The sequence below is a fragment of the Pseudonocardia sp. ICBG601 genome, from assembly GCF_020496245.1.
Genome location: NZ_JAHLJA010000084.1, coordinates 21,795 through 41,729 on the forward strand (window position 1 = coordinate 21,795; position 19,935 = coordinate 41,729).

The 19,935-nt window shown below is 73.7% G+C and carries 18 protein-coding genes and 3 pseudogenes; 11 read left to right on the plus strand and 10 right to left on the minus strand.

Features of this window, described 5'->3' with window-relative positions:
• The first annotated feature begins 368 nt into the window (after window positions 1-368).
• From KPL57_RS23270 to KPL57_RS23290, 5 genes and pseudogenes are all read left to right on the plus strand, one after another.
• Entirely contained in the window at window positions 369-560 is a 192-nt protein-coding gene (locus tag KPL57_RS23270) for a ferredoxin (RefSeq protein WP_043276655.1), read from the plus strand.
• Between the two features lie 234 nt (window positions 561-794).
• Window positions 795-2,418: pseudogene (locus KPL57_RS23275) on the plus strand (long-chain-fatty-acid--CoA ligase).
• Window positions 2,419-2,443: 25 nt separating this feature from the next.
• Window positions 2,444-3,628, plus strand: a complete 1,185-nt coding sequence (locus KPL57_RS23280; RefSeq protein WP_226353174.1) for an MFS transporter — start codon at window positions 2,444-2,446, stop codon at window positions 3,626-3,628.
• 76 nt (window positions 3,629-3,704) lie between these two features.
• Window positions 3,705-4,676: a daunorubicin resistance protein DrrA family ABC transporter ATP-binding protein gene (locus KPL57_RS23285; RefSeq protein WP_020622752.1), complete on the plus strand. Its 972-nt coding sequence runs from the start codon at window positions 3,705-3,707 to the stop codon at window positions 4,674-4,676.
• Window positions 4,673-5,491: an ABC transporter permease gene (locus KPL57_RS23290; protein WP_369804802.1), complete on the plus strand. Its 819-nt coding sequence runs from the start codon at window positions 4,673-4,675 to the stop codon at window positions 5,489-5,491. Before KPL57_RS23285 ends, KPL57_RS23290 begins: the two co-directional genes overlap by 4 nt.
• A gap of 158 nt (window positions 5,492-5,649) precedes the next feature.
• Here the strand turns inward: KPL57_RS23290 and KPL57_RS23295 are convergent, their stop codons facing one another.
• The 3 genes from KPL57_RS23295 to KPL57_RS23305 form a co-directional block, all read right to left on the minus strand.
• Window positions 5,650-6,672, minus strand: a complete 1,023-nt coding sequence (locus KPL57_RS23295; RefSeq protein WP_226353175.1) for an MmpS family transport accessory protein — start codon at window positions 6,670-6,672, stop codon at window positions 5,650-5,652.
• Window positions 6,673-6,777: 105 nt separating this feature from the next.
• Window positions 6,778-7,608, minus strand: a complete 831-nt coding sequence (locus KPL57_RS23300) for a DUF72 domain-containing protein (RefSeq protein WP_226353176.1) — start codon at window positions 7,606-7,608, stop codon at window positions 6,778-6,780.
• Window positions 7,605-8,366 (minus strand): alpha/beta fold hydrolase, encoded by a 762-nt coding sequence (locus KPL57_RS23305; protein ID WP_226353177.1) that lies wholly within the window; start codon window positions 8,364-8,366, stop codon window positions 7,605-7,607. The genes KPL57_RS23300 and KPL57_RS23305 overlap by 4 nt, the downstream gene beginning before the upstream one ends.
• Before the next feature lie 88 nt (window positions 8,367-8,454).
• Here KPL57_RS23305 and KPL57_RS23310 point away from each other — a divergent pair, with 88 nt between their 5' ends.
• Complete coding sequence (locus KPL57_RS23310; protein WP_226353178.1) at window positions 8,455-9,285, plus strand: serine hydrolase; 831 nt, start codon at window positions 8,455-8,457, stop codon at window positions 9,283-9,285.
• A gap of 7 nt (window positions 9,286-9,292) precedes the next feature.
• Here the strand turns inward: KPL57_RS23310 and KPL57_RS23315 are convergent, their stop codons facing one another.
• From KPL57_RS23315 to KPL57_RS70080, 5 genes and pseudogenes are all read right to left on the minus strand, one after another.
• On the minus strand, window positions 9,293-9,541 hold the full coding sequence (locus KPL57_RS23315) for a hypothetical protein (RefSeq protein WP_075308689.1): 249 nt from the start codon (window positions 9,539-9,541) through the stop codon (window positions 9,293-9,295).
• Window positions 9,538-9,762, minus strand: a complete 225-nt coding sequence (locus KPL57_RS23320; protein WP_226353179.1) for a non-oxidative hydroxyarylic acid decarboxylases subunit D — start codon at window positions 9,760-9,762, stop codon at window positions 9,538-9,540. The genes KPL57_RS23315 and KPL57_RS23320 overlap by 4 nt, the downstream gene beginning before the upstream one ends.
• Window positions 9,762-11,195, minus strand: a complete 1,434-nt coding sequence (locus tag KPL57_RS23325; protein WP_226353180.1) for a non-oxidative hydroxyarylic acid decarboxylases subunit C — start codon at window positions 11,193-11,195, stop codon at window positions 9,762-9,764. Before KPL57_RS23325 ends, KPL57_RS23320 begins: the two co-directional genes overlap by 1 nt.
• Window positions 11,195-11,380 carry a hypothetical protein gene (locus KPL57_RS70075; RefSeq protein ID WP_255677769.1) on the minus strand — a complete coding sequence of 62 codons (186 nt, stop codon included), beginning with the start codon at window positions 11,378-11,380 and terminating at the stop codon, window positions 11,195-11,197. The genes KPL57_RS23325 and KPL57_RS70075 overlap by 1 nt, the downstream gene beginning before the upstream one ends.
• A gap of 65 nt (window positions 11,381-11,445) precedes the next feature.
• A pseudogene (locus KPL57_RS70080) lies at window positions 11,446-11,769 on the minus strand (UbiX family flavin prenyltransferase); the annotation flags it as partial.
• A 59-nt stretch (window positions 11,770-11,828) separates the two neighbouring features.
• On the opposite strand from KPL57_RS70080, the gene KPL57_RS23335 reads away from it, so the two are divergent.
• The 3 genes from KPL57_RS23335 (at window position 11,829) to KPL57_RS23345 (ending at window position 17,380) form a co-directional block, all read left to right on the plus strand.
• Window positions 11,829-12,302, plus strand: coding sequence for a MarR family winged helix-turn-helix transcriptional regulator (locus KPL57_RS23335; protein ID WP_226353181.1), 474 nt, complete (start codon window positions 11,829-11,831; stop codon window positions 12,300-12,302).
• Between the two features lie 249 nt (window positions 12,303-12,551).
• Window positions 12,552-16,961, plus strand: coding sequence for an ATP-dependent RNA helicase HrpA (hrpA, locus tag KPL57_RS23340; RefSeq protein WP_226353182.1), 4,410 nt, complete (start codon window positions 12,552-12,554; stop codon window positions 16,959-16,961).
• A 29-nt stretch (window positions 16,962-16,990) separates the two neighbouring features.
• Window positions 16,991-17,380: a VOC family protein gene (locus KPL57_RS23345; protein WP_226353183.1), complete on the plus strand. Its 390-nt coding sequence runs from the start codon at window positions 16,991-16,993 to the stop codon at window positions 17,378-17,380.
• Here the strand turns inward: KPL57_RS23345 and KPL57_RS23350 are convergent.
• Window positions 17,370-17,846 (minus strand): LysR substrate-binding domain-containing protein, encoded by a 477-nt coding sequence (locus tag KPL57_RS23350; RefSeq protein ID WP_226353184.1) that lies wholly within the window; start codon window positions 17,844-17,846, stop codon window positions 17,370-17,372. The two genes, KPL57_RS23345 and KPL57_RS23350, sit on opposite strands and share 11 nt — an antisense overlap.
• Window positions 17,847-17,908: 62 nt before the next feature.
• Window positions 17,909-18,346, minus strand: a pseudogene (locus KPL57_RS72595) (LysR family transcriptional regulator); the annotation flags it as partial.
• Window positions 18,347-18,372: 26 nt separating this feature from the next.
• On the opposite strand from KPL57_RS72595, the gene KPL57_RS23360 reads away from it, so the two are divergent.
• Both KPL57_RS23360 and KPL57_RS23365 read left to right on the plus strand, forming a co-directional pair.
• Window positions 18,373-19,269: an SDR family NAD(P)-dependent oxidoreductase gene (locus KPL57_RS23360; protein ID WP_226353185.1), complete on the plus strand. Its 897-nt coding sequence runs from the start codon at window positions 18,373-18,375 to the stop codon at window positions 19,267-19,269.
• A 37-nt stretch (window positions 19,270-19,306) separates the two neighbouring features.
• The gene (locus KPL57_RS23365) at window positions 19,307-19,738 is read left to right on the plus strand and encodes an acyl-CoA dehydrogenase family protein (protein WP_226353186.1); all 432 of its coding nucleotides are present in this window, start codon (window positions 19,307-19,309) and stop codon (window positions 19,736-19,738) included.
• Window positions 19,739-19,935 lie beyond the last annotated feature (197 nt).

Below are 19,935 nucleotides of genomic sequence, written 5' to 3' on the forward strand. Positions count from 1 at the left end.
GACGTGGAGGTGTGCGTGGACTCGGCGCGACTGCGACTCGCGGCACTGGCCGCCCCGGTGGCGCTCGGCGTCGTGCTCGGTGTGGCCGCGATGCTCGAACCCGACGACGTGCGCATGCCCTCGGTCGGCAGCATCCCGGTGACGACCCGGGCGACGACCGCGCTCCTCACCGGATACCGCACACCACCCCGCCGCCGACGCCCGTGCAGGCCCGCGCGAACCTCGCTCCGCAGCCGTTGCCGACCGCCGCCCGGACCGGCGACAGCCGCTGACCTGCAGCCTTCCCAACCGAGGAAGGGAAGCATAACCGCAGGTCAGGGGGCCCTCAGTCCTGCGGCGTCGACCCGGACGGGGGCACCATGGGTGCCATGAAGGTCATCGTGGATTTCGACCGCTGCGAGAGCAACGCGGTCTGCATGGGTGTCGCGCCGGAGGTCTTCGAGGTGCGTGACGACGACTACCTCTACATCCTCGACGAGAACCCGGCCGAGGCGCTGCGGCCGAAGGTCGAGGAGGCGGCACGGAGCTGCCCGAAGGCCGCCATCACGATCGAGGACTGAGCCCCGGCGGTCGAGGGGCGAAGCAGCGGCACTGAGCCCCGGCGGTCGAGGGGCGAAGCAGCAGCACGAGCCCCGGCGGTCCAGGGGCGAAGCAGCAGCACGAGCCCCGGCGGTCCAGGGGCGAAGCAACAGCACGCCCCCCGGCGGTCGGCGGTCGGAGCAGCAGGTTGCCGGGTACTCCCCGCGGCGAGCAGGATCGCGGCGACGAGTGCACCGCCTGCGAAGGAGCCGACCGTGACACAGGGCGCGACGACCGACGTCTGGACCACCCCGCTCACCCCGCTGGCCTTCCTGGGTCGCTCGGCGGAGGTGTTCGCGGAGTCCACGGCGATCGTCTACGGCGACCGCAGGTACACCTACGCCGAGTTCGCGGCGGAGGCGACCCGGGTGGCGAACGCACTGGCCGCATCGGGCGTCGAACCCGGTGACCGGGTCGCCTACCTGCTGCCGAACGTCCCGGAGATGCTCGTCGCGCACTTCGCGGTGCCGCTCGCGGGCGCGGTCCTGGTCGCGATCAACACGCGCCTGTCGACCGAGGAGGTCCGCTACATCCTGGACCACTCGGCGGCCACGGTGCTGGTCGTCGACGCCGTCCTGTACGAGACGGTCCGCCCGGTCGCCGACGAGCTGGCGACGGTCCGCGAGATCGTCACCGTCGTCGACCCGGCGGCGCCCGGCGACGGCGTCGGCTCCGGTCTGGGCTACGCCGACCTGCTCGCCCGCGGTTCGGACGCCCCGCGGCCGTGGGCCGTCGACGACGAGCGCGCCACCATCACGATCAACTACACCTCGGGGACGACCGGCAACCCGAAGGGCGTCGAGTACCACCACCGCGGTGCGTACCTGAACTCCTTCGGCGAGATCGTCCACTCCGGGCACAGCGCGGACAGCGTCTACCTGTGGACGCTGCCGATGTTCCACTGCAACGGCTGGTGCACCCCGTGGGCGGTGACGGCGGTCGGTGGCACCCACGTCTGCCTGCGCGAGGTCCGCGGCGACACCATCTGGCGGCTGATCGGCGAGCACGGCGTCACCCACCTCAACGGCGCCCCGACCGTCGTCACGACGATCATGAACGCGCCCGAGGCCGTCACCCTGGACTACCAGCTGGTGATCACCACGGCCGGGGCGCCGCCGTCGCCGACGACGATCCTGCAGATGGAGCGGATGGGGTTCCGGATCGTGCACGTGTACGGGCTCACCGAGACCTACGGGCCGTACGCGGTGAACCAGTACCAGCACGCCTGGGACGACCTCGACGGCGAGGAGCGGCCGGCTGCAGGCCCGCCAGGGCGTCGGCATGGTGTGCGCGGACCGGGTGCGGGTGGTCGACGAGCAGATGGCCGACGTCCCCCGCGACGGCGCCACGATGGGCGAGATCGTGATGCGCGGCAACAACGTGATGAAGGGCTACCACCGCGACGAGGAGAAGACCGCGGAGGCGTTCCGGGGCGGCTGGTTCCACTCCGGGGACCTGGGGGTCGTGCACCCCGACGGGTACGTCGAGCTGCGCGACCGGGCCAAGGATGTCGTGATCTCCGGTGGGGAGAACATCTCCACCGTCGAGGTCGAGCAGGCGATCGTGTCGCACGACGCGGTGTTGGAGGCCGCCGGCGTCGGGGTGCCGGACGAGAAGTGGGGCGAGGTCTGCAAGGGCTTCGCCGTGCTCAGGGCAGGCCGTTCGGCCGAGCCGCAGGAGCTCATCGACCACGTCAAGACGAAGATCGCCCGCTACAAGGCGCCGAAGTACGTCGAGATCGTCGACGAGCTGCCCAAGACCTCCACCGGCAAGGTCCAGAAGTTCGAGCTGCGCGAGAAGGAGTGGGCAGGTCGCGGGAGCTCCCGCATCCAGGGATGACGCATATCGGTTAGCGTTGCTGAACGTGAGCATCGCAACCGAAACGGGCACGACGGACACCGCGGCACCGTCCGCCTTCCGCGTCGCCACCGGCGCGGTGATCGTGACGACGGCGTCGGTGCTGCCGGTGTTCCTCACCGGTGCCCTGGCGGTGCAGCTGTCGCGCGACCTGGCCTTCGACCCCTCCGGGCTGGGGCTGGTCGTGGCGCTGTACTTCGGGGTCAGTGCGCTGTGTTCGCTGCCGGTCGGGATGGTCGTCGAGCGGTTCGGGTCGCGGGTGACCAGCCGGATCGCCGTCGTCGGGGCGGCGGTGCTGATGGCGGCCCTGGGGCTGGGCGCGCGGTCCTACGTCGCGCTCGTCGTGCTGCTGCTCTGCGGCGCCTGGTGCAACGTGATGGGCCAGCTGTCGTCGAACCTGACGCTCGCGCGCTCGGTGCCCGCGCACCGGATGGGGCTGTCGTTCGGGGTGAAGCAGGCCGCGATCCCGGCGGCGACGCTGCTGGCCGGGCTGGCCGTGCCCGCGGTGGCGCTGACCGTGGGCTGGCGCTGGGCCTACGGGATCGGCGCCCTGCTGGCCCTCGCCGCCCTGTTCGCCTGCCCGCGGGCCGACGCCCGGCCGTCGGCCCGCGCCGGGAAGGGTGACCGGGCGACGGGCGCGCTCGCGGTGATCGGCGCGGCCTCCGGGCTGGCCGCCGGGACCGCGACGGCGCTCGGCATCTTCCTGGTCGCGTCGGCGGTGGACCGTGGGATCGACCCCGGTCTCGCCGGGCTGGTGCTGACCCTCGGCAGCGTCGTGGGCCTGTCGGCGCGGTTGCTGCACGGGTGGCTGGCGGACCGTCGCACCGGGGGCCACGTGGCCGTGGTGGCGGCGAGCCTCGCGTCCGGCGCGATCGGGTTCGTGCTGCTCGCCGTCCCGGGGACGCCCGCACTGGTCTTCGGCGTGGTGCTGGCGTTCGGGCTCGGGTGGGCGTGGCCGGGCCTGCTGCAGTTCGCCGTCGTGCGGCTCAACCCGTCCGCCCCGGCCGCGGCGACGTCGATCGTGCAGGTCGGCGTCTACGCCGGCGGCTTCGCCGGGCCGATCGTCTTCGGCTCGCTCGCCACCCACGCCGGCTTCCCGACCGCGTGGACGGTCAACGCCGTCGTGATGCTGGTGTCGGCGGCGTTGATGCTGGTCGGGCGCCGGATGCTGGTCGCGCACGCGCGGCGCTGAGCGGAAACAGGGCCGAATCTGTCAGGGTCGTGGTGCACAGTGGCGTCCGCTCACGTCGTTCGAGGGGGACTTCACGATGCCGGACGCGATCCGCGCCACGGGACTGGTCAAGACCTACGGGTCGTTGCGGGCACTCGACGGGGTGGACCTGTCGGTGCCGGAGGGGACCGTGCTCGGCCTGCTGGGCCCGAACGGCGCCGGGAAGACCACGGTCGTCCGGGTGCTGACCACACTGCTGACACCGGACGCGGGCACCGCCACCGTCGCCGGCGTCGACGTGCTGGCCGATCCCGCCGCGGTGCGCAGCCGGATCGGCCTGTCCGGGCAGTACGCCGCGGTCGACGAGTACCTGACCGGTTTCGAGAACCTGGAGATGGTCGGGCGGCTCTACCACCTGGGGCGCCGCCGGGCCCGGGACCGTGCCCGCGAGCTGCTGGCGGACTTCGGCCTGACCGACGCCGCGGACCGGCCTGCCCGCACCTACTCCGGCGGGATGCGCCGCCGGCTGGACCTGGCCGGGGCACTCGTTGCCGACCCGCCGGTGCTGCTGCTCGACGAGCCGACCACCGGGCTGGATCCGCGCAGCCGCAACGACCTGTGGGACGTGATCCGCGGGCTCGTCGCACGCGGGACGACGCTGCTGCTCACCACCCAGTACCTGGAGGAGGCCGATGCGCTGGCCGACGAGATCGTGGTCATCGACCACGGCCGGGTCATCGCCCGCGGCACCGCGGACCAGCTGAAGTCCCAGGTCGGCGGGGAGCGGCTCGAGGTGACCGTCAGCGCGGCCGCGGACCTCGACGCGACCGCCGCGCACCTGGCTCCGCTCGGCGTCGGCGAGGCGGTGCTCGACCGGCACCGCCGTTCGCTGACCATGCCGGTCAGCGGCGGGGTCGACGTGCTGCGCGCCGCGCTGGACCGGCTCGCCGACTCCGGCACCAAGGTCGACGACGCGGGGCTGCGCCGCCCGACGCTCGACGACGTCTTCCTCACCCTGACCGGGCGCCCCGCCGACGAGGCGGACCAGGCCGAGGAGCCGACCCCGTGAACGCCGCCGCCACCATGCTCGCCGACGCCTCCGTCGTCGCGAAGCGCAACCTGATCAAGATCAAGCGGGTCCCGGACCTGCTGGTCTTCACGACCCTGTCCCCGATCATGTTCGTGCTGCTGTTCGCCTACGTCTTCGGCGGCGCGATCGACCCGACCGGCGGCGGGGCCGGGTACCGGGAGTTCCTGATGGCCGGGATCTTCGCCCAGACCGTCATCTTCGGGGCCACGAACACCGGCGCCGGGCTCGCCGAGGACGTCAAGAAGGGCATCATCGAGCGGTTCCGGTCGCTGCCGATGTCGTCGTCGGCGGTGCTGACCGGCCGGACCCTCTCCGACGTGGTGAACAACCTGATCGTGCTGGTGGTGATGTCGCTGACCGGGCTGCTGGTCGGGTGGCGGATCCACACCTCGGTCGGGGAGGCGCTCGCCGGGTTCGCCGTGCTGATCGTGTTCGCCTACGCCTTCTCCTGGGTGATGGCGTTCGTCGGGCTGCTCGTGCCGAGCCCGGAGGTGGTGAACAACGCGTCGTTCGTCGTGATCTTCCCGCTGACGTTCCTCGCGAACACCTTCGTGCCGCTGAACTCGCTGCCCGGCCCGCTGCGGGTGTTCGCCGAGTGGAACCCGGTCTCGGCGGTGACCGCGGCCGCACGGTCCCTGTTCGGCAACGACGGCGCGATCCCGGCGTCCGCGTCCGTCTCGGACGCCTGGCCGCTGCAGCACCCGGTGCTCTACGTGCTGATCTGGTCGGTCGCGATCGTCGCGGTCTTCGCGCCGCTGGCGAGCTGGCAGTACCGGCGGGCCGCGAGCCGCTGACAACACCGCCGCCGGCGACCCGAGCCCGGATGGGGGGAGGCCCTCCCCGGGCGTCCCCGGGGAGGGCCTCGTCGTCCGTCGGGACGCTCGTCGTGTGTGACCACTCCAGCGACTGCGGGAGCACGTCGCTGGGGAGCGTCCCGGCGTACGTGTGGGGGTCAGCTGCCGTTGCAGCTCACGACCGCGTAGGGACCTGAGCTGGTCGAGGAGGTGATCTCCTCGCCATTGCGCAGGATGCGGCAGGAGATCTCGCCGCTCCCGCCGGACCCGGACTGGGCCATCAACGACAGCGGCTGGAAGGTGAGGACACCCGCGTCGAAGGTGACGTCCTTGGTCCAGGGCAGCGAGGTCCCGTTGACCTGCTCCATGCCCATCGTGTCGTCCTTGACGTAGGTGATGTTCCCGGCGGTGCCGGAACCGCTGACCTCGTAGGTGATCACGTCACCACCGGTGGTCGCGGGCGCCGACGCGGCGACGTCGGACTCCGGTGCGGACACGGCCGGGGCCGCGGTCGGCACGGCCGGCGGCAGGCCGGACACCGCGGCGGCGAACACCGAGGCGTAGAGGACACAGATGACCAGCCCGATCGCCGAGAGCACCGTGCCCGCGATCGCGACCCCACGGTTGTCCGCACGGCCCCGGCTCGCCCGGACGACACCGAGCACGCCGAACAGCAGACCCAGCAGCACCAGCGGCCAGGCGATCACCCCGATGAACGGGATGAAGGAGAACAGCAGGCCGAGGATCCCGAGCACCAGCGCAGTGACGCCGAAGCCGTTGCGCGGCGCGACGGCCGGGGCGGCGACGGCAGGGGCCGCGGTGCGCTGCTGCGGGACGGCGGCGCGCTGGGCCGCGCTCGGCCAGGGCTGGGCGCCGGCGGGCGCCTGCTGCTGCGGCATCCCGCCCGAGTTGGTGCGGCCGAAGGGCGGCCCGCCGAAGGGGACGTCGGGGTTGCCGTCGTAGTACGGGTTCGGGTGCCCGCCGGAGTGCTGCGGCCGAGGCTGGTGGTGCGGCGCCCGGCCCTGCGGCGCGGCGCCGCGCGGGTCCTGCGCGTACTGCTGCCGGTGGTGTCCGGGGCCCTGGGGACCCGGGTACTGCTGCGGGACGCGGTGCGGGCCGGACTGCTGCTGCGGCGGGCCGGAGAGGTCCGGGGCGCCGTGGCGGTTCTGCGGAGTGGTCACGTCACGGCTGTCGCGGCGACGGCGGCCCGCGTATCAGCTGGTCCGCACTTATCAACAAATCTGAGGACAGGGCCGTTCGGCCGTGCGGGTACAGGACCGAACAGGTCAGCCGAGCCGGTCGAGCAGGGCCCGGGCGTCGGTCGGTGCGTGGACCTTCGCGTCGTTGTCGAAGTAGCAGACGACGTCGTGCCCGGCGTCGCGCCACGCCCGGATGCGGGCGGCCCAGCCGTCGAGCGCCGCGGCGGTGTAGCCACCGGCGTAGAGCTCGCCCTGGCCGTGCAGCCGCAGGTAGACGAGATCGGCGGTGACCTCGTCGAACACCGGCCAGGTGCCCGCCGAGTCCGACTGCACCAGGGCGACGCCGTGCTCGCGCAGCAGCGCGGTGAACGCCGGGTCCCGGAACGACGGGTGCCGCGGCTCGACCGCGTGCCGCAGCGGGCGGTCGGCGTCGGTCTCGACGAGCGCCCGGCCGTCGAGCCGCTCGTCGTGTCCGGTCGCGGCCCGGGCGGCGGCCGTGGTGGTCGACGGCAGCAGCTCCAGGAAGCGGGCCACCCGGTCGGCGTCGAAGCGCATCCGGGGCGGCAGCTGCCACAGCACCGGGCCCAGTGCGGGCCCCAGTCCGAGCACCCCGGAGGCGAGGAAGTTCGCGACCGGCACCGCGACGTCGCGCAGCTGCTTCAGGTGCGTCACGAAGCGCGGGCCCTTCACCGCGAACACGAACCCGGCCGGGACCTGCTCGGCCCAGACCCGGTAGTTCTCCGGGCGTTGCAGCGAGTAGAACGACCCGTTGATCTCGATCGAGGTGACCTGCCGGGACAGGTACTCCAGCTCCCGGCGCTGCACCAGCCCCGGTGGGTAGAACGTGCCGCGCCACGGCGGGTAGCGCCACCCCGACGTCCCGACCAGCACGGTGCCGGCCCGGGGCGTCCCGCTCACGTGCCACCGACCAGTCCGCGCAGCGCGGCGGCGGCCGCGACCGGGTGGGTCACCGGGCCGTTGTGGCCCCAGGGCAGCTCGACCAGGCCCCGCCCGATCCCGGCGGCCAGGGCCTCGGCGCACCGGTGCTCCCAGCGCCCGCGCGACTCGTAGCCGCCGGTGGGGATCACCCGTACCCCGCTGGCGGTCACGTCGGCCGGGTCGATCCGGGCGGCCCGCACGGCCGGGACGTCGTGGCGCAGGAAGCGGCGCAGTGCGGGCTGCGGGTCCCCCGACGGCGGCTCGGGCCGGTACCCGGGCTCGACCGGGTCCTCGCCGGAGGTCAGCTCCGCCATCGTCCGGATCGCGGCGCCGATGTCGTCGCGCGCGACGAGGTCCTCGACCCGGTCCATGGCGGCCTCGAAGGCCGCGTCGCGGACCAGGCCGGGCAGCGGTGGCTCGTGCGCGACGAGCGTCGTGACCAGGCCCGGGTGCCGGACGGCGAGCAGCAGCCCGATCACCGCACCGATGCTCACCCCCACGACGGCAGCGGGCCCGGTGCCCGCCAGCAGCCCGGCCGCGTCGTCGGCGTGCGCGGTCAGCGGGACCGGGCCGTCGTCGGCCGGGCTGCGCCCGATCCCGCGACGGTCGTAGGTGAGCACCCGGTGGGTCACGGCCAGCTCGTCGACGAGCATCCGCGCCGCGCCCGCCTCGGACGCGCCGGCCTGGATCAGCAGCAACGGTGGCCCCGACCCGGTCACCTCGTGGTGCAGGGGCACGACGTCCTCCCGGGCCGGTCTCGGGGCGGCCGGACGGCCGCCCGTTTGCCAGGATGGACGTCATGCGTACCCGACCGCACCTCGAGTCGTGACCGAGCTCGCCCCGGCGGTGCGCCGGGTCCTGGACTGGCCGGTCGACCACGTGGGCGCCGCCGTCGTCGCCGCGGACGGCACGGTGCTCGCCACCGCGGGCGACGTCGACCGCGAGTTCGCGCTGGCGTCGGTGACCAAGCTGCTCTCGGCCTACGCGGCGCTCGTCGCGGTCGAGGAGGGCGCCGTCGACTGGGACGACGCGGCCGGTCCGGAGGGTGCGACGGTGCGGCACCTGATCGCGCACACCTCGGGCCTGGCGTTCGACACCGACGAGGTCAAGGCCGCGCCCGGGGAGAAGCGGATCTACTCCAACACCGGTTTCGCCGTGCTCGCCGACGCCATCGCGGCCGCGACCGGCATCGGGTTCGCCGAGTACCTGCACGAGGCCGTCTGCACCCCGCTCGGGATGGGGCACACCCGGCTGGAGGGGGCCGCCGGCTCCGGCGCCGTCTCGACCGTCGAGGACCTGACCCGCTTCGCCGCCGAGCTGCAGGCCCCGCGGCTGCTGGACCCGCGGACCGTCGCCGAGGCGACCACGGTCGCCTACCCCGGTCTCGACGGGCTGCTGCCGGGCTACGGCCGACAGCGACCGAACGACTGGGGCCTGGGCCTGGAGATCCGCGACGGCAAGTCCCCGCACTGGACCGGGGTGCACTCGTCGCCGCGGACGTTCGGGCACTTCGGGCAGTCCGGCACGTTCCTGTGGGTCGACCCGGACGCGGGCGCCGCGGCCGTCGTCCTGACCGACCGCGACTTCGGGCCGTGGGCGGTCGAGGCGTGGACGCCGTGGACGGACGGGGTGCTCGCCGCGCTCGCGGCCGGCTGAGGGCCGGTCAGGGGTCGACCCGGTCGAAGCCCCAGGAGTGTGGCGGCCGGGCCAGCAGCTCGCCGGGCGGCTCGGGCAGCGTCGTCCCGGCCGGCACCCCGACCGCGATCACGACGACCCGCCCGCCGTCGGCGACGAACAGCTCGTGGCGCTGCGCACCGGCCAGCGCGACGGCGGCCCGCTCGCGCACGTGGTCGAGGAGCTCGTCACGGCGGCCGTCGGCGGCGCGGGCCTCCCACATCAGCGTCGGGGTCACGGCCGGCGCGCCGGCACGGTCGGCACGTCGACCGCGGCGGCCACGTCGCCGGCGGTGACCCGGAACCGGTCCGGATAGTGCGCGGCGTCGCGGACCGCAGGCGGCTCGGTGTCGCGCCAGACGAAGCCGCACAGCCCGCAGCGGTGCACGGTCCACACCCCGGGGACCGGGGAGGTCGCGAGCACGGCGGCGCCGTCGGTGGAACAGCGGGGGCAGGTCATCAGCGGTTCTCCTTCCGGTCGCCGGCGACGAGCCGGCCCAGACGCTCGACCCAGGCCGCGGTGTCGTCGGGCGGCACGACGCGCTGGGAGTAGTGCCCGCGGTCGTCCGGGGCGGTCGGCGTGGTGGCGTCGATGATCAGCTTGTGGGTGATGCCGGCCGGGTCGGATCCCGGGTCCAGCGGCAGCACCGGCATGTCGGGCAGGGTCACCAGGTCGTGCGCGGGGTGCATCTTGGTCGACAGCGCCCACATGACCTGGGGCAGGTCGAACGGGTCCACGGTGTCGTCGACGCAGATCACGACCTTGCAGTAGCCGAGGCCGTGCGGGGTGGTCATGGTCCGCATCCCGACGGCCTTGGCGAAGCCCCCGTAGCGGTTGCGGACCGAGACGATCGCGAGCAGCCCGTGGGTGTACATGGCGTTGACCGCGCGCACCTCGGGGAACTCGGCCTGCAGCTGCTTGAGCAGCGGGACGCAGGTGTTGGGCCCGATGAGGTAGTCGCACTCGGTCCACGGCATGCCGATGTAGAGGTGCTCGAAGTAGGGCGTGGTGCGGTAGGACACCCGGTCGATCCGGATCTGCGGCATGCGCCGGCCGCCGGAGTAGTGCCCGGTGAACTCGCCGAACGGGCCCTCGAAGTGCCGCTCGCGCCCGAGGACGACGCCCTCCAGCAGGATCTCGCAGCCCCACGGGACGTCGAGCCCGGTCTCCGGGCCGGTGGCGATCGGGCAGGGTGAGCCGCGCAGGGCGCCCGCCATCTCGTACTCGCTGTCGGCGTAGGCGATCGGCATGCCCGCGACCAGCGGGATCGTCGGCTCGTTGCCGAGCGCGATCGCGACCGGCAGGTCCTCGCCGCGCTCCTCGGCGCGGCGCAGCTGCAGCGCGATGTCGTGCTGCGGGACGGGCTGCAGCCCGAGCGTGCGCGGTCCCTGGACCTCCATCCGGTAGATGCCCAGGTTCTGCTTGCCGAAGGAGTCCGGGTCGTCGGGGTCGCGGCTGACGACGGCGGCCTTGTCGATGTAGAAGCCGCCGTCGCCGGCGTTGATGCGGAACAGCGGCAGCAGCGCGAACAGGTCGACCGCCTCGCCGGCGACGGTGTTCTCCGCGAACGGCGGGTCGGCGCGCCGCTCGACCGGCACCGGGAAGGCGTCCCAGCGACGGCCGAACTCCTCGACCTGCTCACGCACCGGGGTCTCCGGCGGCAGCCCGAGCGCGACGGCGTGGTTGGCCCAGGAGCCGTGCGCGTTGAGCACGATGTTCGGGTCGCGGAACCCGGCGACGTCGGTGAACAGCAGCGCGGGGGCTCGGTCGCCGAGCTTCGGTGCGGCGGCACCGGCGGCACCGAGGTCGGGCTCGGCCTTCACCTCGTCGTCGATGCGCAGGAGCTGGCCGTGCCGCTCGAGCTCGGCCAGGTAGTCGCGGAAGGTGTCCATCAGGCGCTCCTCCTCTGACGGGCGGACCCGCCGGTCCAGCGGCGGGCCCGCGGGGCGGGCAGGTCGAACTGGTCGCAGATGCGTGCGACGACGTGGTCGACGACGTCGTCCAGTCCGGCCGGGTGGTTGTAGAAGGCGGGCATCGGCGGGACGATCCGCACCCCGGTGCGGCGCAGGGCCAGCATGTTCTCGAGGTGGACAGCGGGGTCTCCCGCGGCACGAGGACCAGCTTCCGGTCCTCCTTGATCGTGACGTCGGCGGCACGGGCGACGAGCCCGTCGGCGATCCCGTGCCGGATCTGCGCGAGCGTCTTCATCGAGCAGGGGACGACGACCATCCCGTCGGTCCGGAACGAGCCGGACGAGATCGACGCGGCCTGGTCCCCGAACGGATGTGCGGTCCCGGCCAGCGCCTCGACTTCGGGCACCGTCCAGCCGGTCTCCTCGACGATCGTCGCCCGTGCCCACCGGGAGAGCACGAGATGCGTGTCGACCTCGGCCTCGCGCAGCGCCTCCAGCAGACGGATCCCGAGGATCGCGCCGGTCGCGCCGGTGATCCCCACGACGAGTCGCACCGGGCCACCTCCCAACTAGTTCGCATACTAACTGTTTGAATACGAACTATACTCGGCGCATGATCGAGCGCAACCCGGGTGCCGACGAGGCGGTCGTGCACCTGCTCCGCCGGGTCCTGCAGTCCCACACCGCGGCCTGGCAGCAACGCGTCCCGCAGCTGACCAAGCCGCAGTACGCGATGCTCGACGCGCTGCGCCGCCGGCCCGGGATCGACCAGGTCACGCTCGGGTCGCTCGCGGCGACCGACAAGGGCACCACCACCGAGCTGCTGCGCCGGATGGAGCGCAACGGCTGGCTGACCCGCACCCGGTCCGAGACCGACCAGCGACGTCGGCTGGTCCACCTCACCGACGAGGGCGAACGCCTGGCCGCCGGGGCCGCGACCGAGGCCCGCGCGCTGGCCGCCGAGTTCCTCGCCCCGCTCGACGGGGCCGACCGGACCCGGCTGCGCGACCTGCTGGCCCGGCTCGCCGTGGCGGAGCCCGACGGGGACGGGGAGTCGTCCGGGATTCCTCACCCGGGGCGGGAATGAACCGCGACCCCCGCCCGTTGGAACGACTGTCCGAGCCGGGCGAACCGAGTCCCCGGGCCGCAATAGATAACCGCCACCGTGGAGTTCCGTTCGGCTGGAGCCACGATGCGCCACTCGCCGCGAGGCGACCGGCGTCCGGTTCGGACCCCATACCTCCCCTTCTCGAAATCCATTCGACGACGCCTGCGAGGCCGGTCACCATGGTCGGCGCACGCCCGGTCCCGGGCGAGCAGGCAGACTGAACGAACGATGTCCAGCGAACCCGTCCCGTCTCCGACCTCCGCACAGCCGTCGTCGCACGACCGACCGCGCCGACCCCGCCGCCGACCCGGCGCCCGGGGCGAGCACCAGCCGCGCGGCGGGAACTCCGGCACCCCGCAGGACACACCTCCACAGGAGACCACCTCATCGGACCTCGCCGCAGCGCAGGCCGCCCCCGGGACGGAGGGCGCCGCGCGCGGCGTCCCGGCCCGCGATCAGCAGCGCCGCCGTGCATCGACGCAGCGCCGCCGCGGGCCTCGGGGTCGGCGCGCTGCCGTCACGGCGCCCGGCCCCGACCAGCCCGGCCGTCGCGGCCCCGACCGCGACGGCCCGGACCCCTCGGGCCCCATCCCGGCCGCAGAGACCGACGCCGGCCGGCCGCGCCGGGGCACCGGCGGGAGCCGCGACGCCGAGCCGCCGCTCCCCCCGCTCGACGACGCCGAGCTCACCGCCCTGCGCGAGCGCCTCGACTCCCTCGGCCCGGCCGAGGCCGAGCGCCTGCGCGGCCGGCTGGACCGGGCCCGCGACGGGCGCGCCCAGCAGTGGGTCGCCGACGCCGTCGCGAAGGCCGAGCACCGCATCGCACGCCGGCGCGCCGCGCTGCCGCGGATCTCCTACCCCGCGACGCTGCCGGTCTCCGCGCGCCGCGAGGAGATCGCCGACGCGATCCGCGACAACCAGGTCGTCATCGTCGCCGGGGAGACCGGCTCCGGGAAGACGACGCAGCTGCCGAAGATCTGCCTCGAGCTGGGCCGCGGTGTGCACGGGATGATCGGACACACCCAGCCGCGGCGGCTCGCCGCGCGCACCGTCGCCACCCGGATCGCCGAGGAGCTGGGCGTCGAGCTCGGCGGGGCGGTCGGCTGGAAGGTCCGGTTCACCGACGCCGTCGGCGACTCGACCATGGTCAAGCTGATGACCGACGGCATCCTGCTGGCCGAGCTGGCCGGGGACAAGGACCTGCTGGCCTACGACACGCTGATCATCGACGAGGCGCACGAGCGCAGCCTCAACATCGACTTCATCCTCGGGTACCTGACCCGGCTGCTCCCCCGCCGTCCCGACCTGAAGGTCGTCATCACCTCCGCGACGATCGACCCGGAGCGCTTCGCCCGGCACTTCGGCACGGCATCGGAGAGCGGCGAGCCGAGCCCCGCGCCGATCGTCGAGGTCTCCGGGCGCACGTTCCCGGTGGAGGTGCGGTACCGGCCCGTCGTCGACCCTGACGACCCGGACGCCGACCCCGACCGGCAGCTGGACGACGCGATCGGCGACGCCGTCGTCGAGTTGCAGCGCGAGGGCCCCGGCGACGTGCTGGTGTTCCTGCCCGGTGAGCGCGAGATCCGGGAGGCCACCGAGGCACTGGAGCGGCGCAACCTGCGGAACACCGAGATCCTGCCGCTCTACGCCCGCCTGTCGACGGCCGAGCAGCAGCGCGTGTGGGCGCCGCACGCAGGCAACCGGGTCGTGCTGGCCACCAACGTCGCCGAGACCTCGCTGACCGTCCCCGGCGTCCGCTACGTCGTCGACACCGGGACCGCGCGCATCTCGCGCTACTCGCGCCGTCTCAAGGTGCAGCGGCTGCCGATCGAGAAGATCTCCCAGGCCTCGGCGAACCAGCGCTCCGGTCGCTGCGGCCGCACCTCGGACGGCATCGCGATCCGGCTGTACGCCGAGGACGACTTCGACGCCCGACCCGAGTTCACCGACCCGGAGATCCTGCGGACCAACCTGGCGTCGGTCGTGCTGCAGATGATCGCCCTGGACCTGGGCGAGATCTCGGAGTTCCCGTTCGTCGAGCCGCCGGACCGGCGCGCCGTCGCCGACGGTCTGGACCTGCTGCACGAGCTCGGTGCGCTGCGGCCGGACCGGCGCTCGCTGACCGCCGTCGGGCACTCGCTGGCGCGGCTGCCGGTGGACCCCCGGCTGGGCCGGATGCTCGTCGAGGCGCACCGCAACGGCTGCCTGCGCGAGGTGCTGGTCATCGCGGCCGCGCTGAGCGTGCAGGACCCGCGCGAGCGGCCGACCGAGCAGCGCCAGGCCGCCGACGAGCGGCACCGCCGCTTCGCCGAGGACGGCTCGGACTTCCTCGCGTTCCTGCGGCTGTGGGACCACCTGCAGCAGCGCCGCGACGAGCTGTCGGGCAGCCGGTTCCGGCGCGAGCTGCGCGAGGACTTCCTGCACTACCTGCGCGTGCGCGAATGGTGGGACCTGCACGGCCAGCTCCGGCAGGCCGCCCGCAGCTCCGGCATGGAGGTCAACGACCACGACCCCGAGTGGCCGCGGCACGCCGACCGGATCCACCAGTCCGTCCTCGCCGGTCTGCTGTCGCAGGTCGGCATGCAGGACCCGCTCTCCGAGAAGAGCACAGGGAAGGGCACGGGGAACGGCAGAGACGGGAAGAAGGAGCGGAAGGGTCCGAAGGACTACCTCGGAGCCCGCGGCGCGAAGTTCGCGATCTGGCCCGGCTCGGGTCTGGCGCGCAAGCCTCCGCGCTGGGTGATGGCCGCCGAACTCGTCGAGACGACGAGATTGTGGGCGCGGACCGTCGCACCGGTGCAGCCGGACTGGATCGAGCCGCTCGCCGAACATCTCGTCAAGAAGACGTATTCGGAACCGCGCTGGTCACGCAAGCGCGGGAGCGCCGTCGCGACCGAGCGGGTCACCCTGCACGGGCTGCCGCTGGTCGCCGACCGCACCGTCGCCTACGGCCGGATCGACGCCGAGGTGAGCCGCGACCTGTTCCTGCGCCACGCTCTCGTCGAGGGCGACTGGGACACCCGGCACCCGTTCTTCCACGCCAACCGGGAGCTGCTCGACAGCGTCGAGGAGCTCGAGCACCGGGCCCGGCGGCGCGACCTCGTCGTCGACGAGGACACCTTGTTCGCCTTCTACGACGAGCGGGTCCCCGCCGACGTCGTCTCCGGGGCGCACTTCGACCGCTGGTGGAAGCGGGAGTCGAAGCGGTCCCCGGACCGGCTGACCTACACCGAGGAGATGCTCGCGACCGAGGCCGCGAAGCAGGTCGACCGCGACCACTACCCCGACCACGTCGAGGCGGGCGGGCTGACGCTGCCGCTGTCCTACGCGTTCGAGCCGGGCCACCACTCTGACGGCGTGACCGTCGACGTGCCGGTGGCGGCGCTGAACCAGGTCGACCCGACGCCGTTCACCTGGCAGGTGCCGGGGCTGCGCGAGGAGCTCGTCACCGCGTTGATCCGGACGCTGCCGCGGAACCTGCGCCGCAACTTCTCCCCCGCCCCCGACCACGCGAAGGCGGTGCTGGCCCGGCTGCGCGGCGAGACCGGCCGACGCCCGCTGCTGGACGTCCTGGAGGACGAGCTCGGCCGGATGCGCGACGTGCACATCCGGCGTGAGGACTGGGAGCTGGAGCGGCTGCCCGAACACCTCACGGTGACGTTCCGGGTGCTCGACGAGTCCGGTGCCGAGCTGGCCCGCGACACCGACCTGGACCGGCTGCGCCGCGCCCTCGCCCCGAAGGTGCGGGAGGAGCTGGCCGCCGCGGGCAGCGACGTCGAGGCGACCGGGCTGACGTCGTGGACGATCGGTGAGCTCCCCCGCGAGCTGCCGATCCGGCGCGGCGCGCACACGGTCACCGGCTACCCGGGCCTGCGCGACCGCGGCACGAGCGCCGACGTCCGGGTGTACGCGACGGCGTCCGAACGCGACCCCGCCCACCACCGCGGCGCCCGGCGGCTCCTGCTGCTGAACACCACCCACCCGGGCAAGCAGGTGCAGCGCGGTCTGGACAACCGGGCACGGCTGGCCCTGTCGCGCAACCCGCACGGCTCGCTCGACGCCCTGCTCGACGACTGCACCACCGCCGCCGCCGACCACCTGATGGTCCGTGGCGGTGGCGACCCGTTCGACGAGGCGCAGTACGCGCGGCTCGCGGAGCTGCTGCGGATGCGGCTGCCGTCGACGACGCTGCAGGTCCTCGACGCCGGCCGCGGCGTACTGGAGGTGTGGCACCGGGTGGGTGCGGCGCTGGCGGACCTGCGCGGCCCGGCCACCCGCGACGGCGTCGCCGACGTGACGGCGGTCGTGGGCCGGCTGGCCGCGCCGGGCTTCGTCACCGCCGCCGGGGCGACCCGGCTCGGCGACGTGAAGCGCTACCTGCAGGGCTGCGAGCTGCGGCTGGAGAAGCTGCGCGCCGACCCCGCCCGCGACGCCAGGTGGACCGCCGAGATCGCCCCGGTCGAGGCCGAGTACCGCGGGCTGCTCGCCGCGCTGCCCGAGGGCACCGAGCCGTCGCCGGCGCTGCGGGAGATCGGCTGGATGGTCGAGGAGCTGCGCATCTCGCTCTACGCCCACCCGATGAAGACCCGGCACCCGGTGTCGGTGCGGCGGATCGAGCGGGCGATCGACGAGCTGTGACTGTCGGGGGTCGCGGGCACACTGCGACCATGACCGATGCACCGATCGCCATGTTCCGTCTCTTCGCACTCGACTGCCCGGACCCGATGGAGCTCGCCCGGTTCTACTCGGCGATCACCGGCTGGCCGGTGATCGGTCCCACCGACGCCGACCCGGACTGGGTCGAGCTCGACCCGGGTGGGGCGGGCGCCACGCTGGCGTTCCAGCAGATCTCCGAGGGTGAGTTCACCCCGCCCGAGTGGCCCGGGCAGGTGCGCCCGCAGCGCGGGCACGTCGACTTCGTCGTGCCCGACCTCGACGCCGGGGAGGCCGCGATGCTGGCGATCGGGGCGCGCAAGCACGACGTCCAGCCCACGCCGGCGAGCTTCCGGGTGTTCCTCGACCCGATCGGGCACCCGTTCTGCCTGGTCAAGGAGTAGCGGGCGCACCCAATGCCGCCGCCTCCTCCCGGATCGCCCGCACGAGAGCCGAGGCGGCGCCCGACGGCGCGCCGGCGGTGACCGCGAGCAGCGCACGGTCCGGTACGACCGGTTTGCGCACCGGGATCCAGCGCACGTCGCGCGGCACCGAGTCCGCGGCGAGGCCGGGCACCACGGTGACGGCCAGCCCGGCGGCGACCAGCCCGTACCGGGTCGCCCAGTGGCGCGCCTCGTAGCCGATGTGCGGCTCGGACAGGCCCGGCCACGCGCCGAACTGCGGCTCGCCGGCCGGGCCCGCTCCGGCCACCCAGGTCTCGCCGACCAGGTCCTCCACGTCGAGCACGTCCCGGTCGGCGAGCCGGTGCGTCCGGCCGACGGCGACTCTCGAGCCACGGGGGACGTGCAGCGTCTCGGCACGCAGGCCGTCGAGGTCCGGCGCGGGGAGCCCGTCGCCCACCGCGACCACCGCCCCACCTCCACCTGTCCGGCACGCAACCGTCGCACCTGGACCGGGCTCGCCGCCTCCTGCAGGGCGACCCGCAGGCCCGGGTGCCGGGCACGCGTCCTGGCGACGGCCCTCGGCAGCAGCACCGCCGTCGCCGTCGGGAACCCCGATGCCACGAGACTCCCGGCGAAGCGGTCGCGCACCCCGGCGACCTCTTCGAGCGCCCCGTCGAGCTCGGCGAGCACCCGGCCCGCCCGCCGGACGACGACCTCACCGGCGGCCGTCGGCCGCACCCCGCGCGGCAACCGTTCGAACAGCTCCGAGCACGCGGCCGCCTCCGTGGCCGCGACCTGCCTGGACACCGCTGACTGCGTGTACCCGAGCACGGTCGCCGCGCCGCTGAACGAGCCCTGCCGGGCCACCTCGAACACGGTCCGCAACCCGGCGACGGTCAGCTCGGCCATGAGTCGATGGTATGCGGTCTGCTCATGTCTGTTGTGCACAGGTCTCGCTTGTCGCATGTGCTGGAGCGACGCACGCTGGACCCATGACGAACGACAAGGTGTGGTTCCTGACCGGCGCGTCGCGGGGCTTCGGGCGCCTGTGGGCCGAGGCCGCGCTGCGGCGCGGTGACCGGGTCGCAGCGACGGCGCGGGACGTGCGCACGCTCGACGGCCTCGTCGCCGCCCACGGCGACGCCGTGCTCCCGATCTCGCTCGACGTCACCGACCACCCGGCGGTGATCGACGCCGTCCGCCGGACCGTCGAGCACTTCGGCCGGCTCGACGTCGTCGTGAACAACGCGGGGTACGGGCACTTCGGTGCCGTCGAGGAGCTGAGCGAGGACGAGATCCGTGCGCAGATGGAGACCAACTTCTTCGGCGCACTGTGGGTGCTGCAAGCCGCCCTGCCCGTCCTCCGCCGCCAGCGCAGCGGACATCTCGTCACCGTGACGAGCGAGGGTGGCGTCCGCGCGTTCCCCGGGATCGGCGCGTACCACGCGTCGAAGTGGGCGGTGGAGGGGCTTACGCAGTCCCTCGCAGGCGAGGTCCGCGAGCTCGGGATCCGCGTCACGAACGTCGAGCCCGGCCCGTACGCGACGGGGTGGCTCGACGCCACCCGGCACAGCGCGCCGCTGCCGCTACGACCACGTCCGGGACTCCGCGGGAACCTTCGACGTCGGGGACCCGGAGGCGACGGTCCCCGCGCTGCTCGCCGTCGTCGACGCCGAGGACCCGCCGCTGCGGGTGTTCTTCGGCCGGTCGTTCGAGGCCGTCCGAGCGCAGTACCTGGCACAGATCGCGGAATGGGAGCGCTGGCAGGACGTGGCCCTGGAAGCGTTCGGGCCGGTCCGGGCCGGATGACCGGTGCGGGCCGGCGCCCGCACCGGAACCGGATTCGTTCGCCACCGCACGAATCCGGCGGGGTCGGCGGATCGGTGTGAGGATCAGGTCTCCGTCGACGGCGAGGGGCCCGCGATCATGACCGCACCGACCACCCCGTACACCGAGCTGGGCGAGGCCCTGGGCACCGACTTCTTCTCGGTGCGCGACCAGTTCACCGACGAGCAGTGGCAGCGCTTCGCCGACACCCGCACGTTCGTCGACTCCGAGGTCCTCCCCGACATCAACGACTACTGGGAGCGCGCCGAGCTGCCCTGGCACCTGTTCCGGCGGCTGCCGGAGCTCGGGGTCGTCGGCGAGGACATCCAGGGCTACGGGGCGGGATGGAGCCCGCTCGCGCTGGGCCTCGTGCACATGGAGCTGCACCGTGGCGACGGCTCGCTCGGCACGTTCCTCGGGGTGCACGCGGGCCTGGCGATGAAGGCGATCGCGATGTGCGGCTCGGAGGAGCAGAAGCAGCGCTGGCTGCCGGCGATGTCGACCATGGACTCCTCGGCGCGTTCGCGCTGACCGAGCCGATGCACGGCTCGGACTCGGTCGCGCTGGAGACCACCGCGACCCGCGACGGCGACCACTGGGTGCTGCGCGGGTCCAAGCGCTGATCGGCAACGGCAGCGTCGCGGACCTGGTGGTCGTGTGGGCGCGCGACACCGACTCCGGGGAGGTGCTCGGATTCGTCGTCGAGACCCCGGCGGAGGGATACCGGG